Origin of the sequence: Nocardiopsis sp. TNDT3 (assembly GCF_003427465.1) — a bacterium.
GTDB lineage: Bacteria > Actinomycetota > Actinomycetes > Streptosporangiales > Streptosporangiaceae > Nocardiopsis > Nocardiopsis dassonvillei.
Window position 1 is genome coordinate 1 of record NZ_QPFC01000464.1, and the last position, 1328, is coordinate 1328.

Annotated in this window: 1 protein-coding gene and 1 pseudogene; both read left to right on the plus strand. The window is 73.4% G+C overall.

The genetic code is table 11. The features are described from left to right. Positions 1-611: pseudogene (locus tag DQW06_RS12130) on the plus strand (hypothetical protein); the annotation flags it as partial. Positions 612-869: 258 nt separating this feature from the next. Beyond that, positions 870-1244, plus strand: a complete 375-nt coding sequence (locus DQW06_RS12135) for a hypothetical protein (RefSeq protein WP_013153973.1) — start codon at positions 870-872, stop codon at positions 1242-1244. Positions 1245-1328 lie beyond the last annotated feature (84 nt).

Genomic DNA, 1328 nt, shown 5'->3' on the forward strand with positions numbered 1-1328 from the left:
CTCCCGGACAGGCCCACGGCCTGCCGCCCACGGCCCCGGTCGCGCCGCCCGCCCCGCCCTCGCGGTCCGGTGCGAGCGACCCGGCCATGGCTGCCCGCTGCTTCCGCGCCCCCGACGGGCGCTGGTGGCACCGCATCGACATCACCGCCGACCACCTCAACGGCGCGCCCGTGGCCGTGCCCACCGGGTACGCCACCCACCTGGGCCTCCAGCCCGGGCGGCTGCTGTGCCTGACCGCCCCGGGCGCGGACCTGCTGGTGCTGGTCTGGCGCGACCAGCCGGCGTTCGACTCCCTGCGCCCCCTGCTGCGCCGCCAGGCCGCCCAGCCCGGCGACCGCGTGTTCATCACCGTGGCCGGGGACCGGCTGGACGCGCGCAAGCTGCCCGCCACCGACCTGAGCGGCCACTCCCCCACGGCCCGGGCGCTGCACCTGAGCGGCTACACCGCGCCCGCCTCCACCGAGGACGCCCTGAAGATCCTCTCCCGTCGGATCACCGACAGCGACGACGAGGCGTTCGCCGACCCCCAGTCACTGGTGGACCTGCTGTCCCTGCGCGGTGACAACGACATCGCCGCGGAGCTGCGCGCGGGCATGTTCGCCGCGCACTAGGCACGACTCGCCACGAGCGCCCGTCGCCCCCCGGCGGCGGGCGCTCTTCGCGTGCCGGGGCGCCGAGCGGTCCGGCAACGCAAGCGAACGGGGCGTTACGACGCCCTGAAGGCACACGAATCCCGCATGAACACACACAAAGACAGAAATAAAAACACACAAACCCTAGAAGTGGCCTTGTGCGTGTGGTTGACTACTCACCGCCCCCTTCCGGGTAGCGGTCCCACCCCCTGTTCCACGACCACACTGAGGAGTTCCATGTCCGCCGCGTTCTCACGAGGCAAGTCGCTCGCCCTCACCCTGGCCCTGGGCCTCCTGCTCTCCCTCGGCCTCGCGGTGGGCACCGCCACCCCCGCCGCGGCCGCGGGCACCTTCCGCCTGTGCAACGTGTCCTCCGACTACACGGCCTACGCCGACTTCGGCAGCTTCACCACCTTCGTGGTCAACCCCGGCCAGTGCACCAGCACCGGCATCAGCTCCTCCGGTGTCTCCTACTCCGTGACGATCCGGGGCACCTGGGCCAACTCGCCGAGCAAGACCACCACCCAGTACCGGGTGCCCGCCGGGCGCAGCGTCGACTTCCACGCCGGCGGCACCTTCGCCGCCCCCCAGTTCAACCCCCTCGTCTACTGACGGCCCCGGGCGCCCGCGCCCGAAGGCCCTGAGGCTCCCACGGCCCCCGCGCCCGACCGCGCGGGGGCCGCTCCCGTCCCCGCG

What these genes read in the sequence shown, in the direction of transcription:
- DQW06_RS12135 (WP_013153973.1), top strand. Translation starts at nt 870, where the DNA reads ATGTCCGCCGCGTTCTCACGAGGCAAGTCGCTCGCCCTCACCCTGGCC.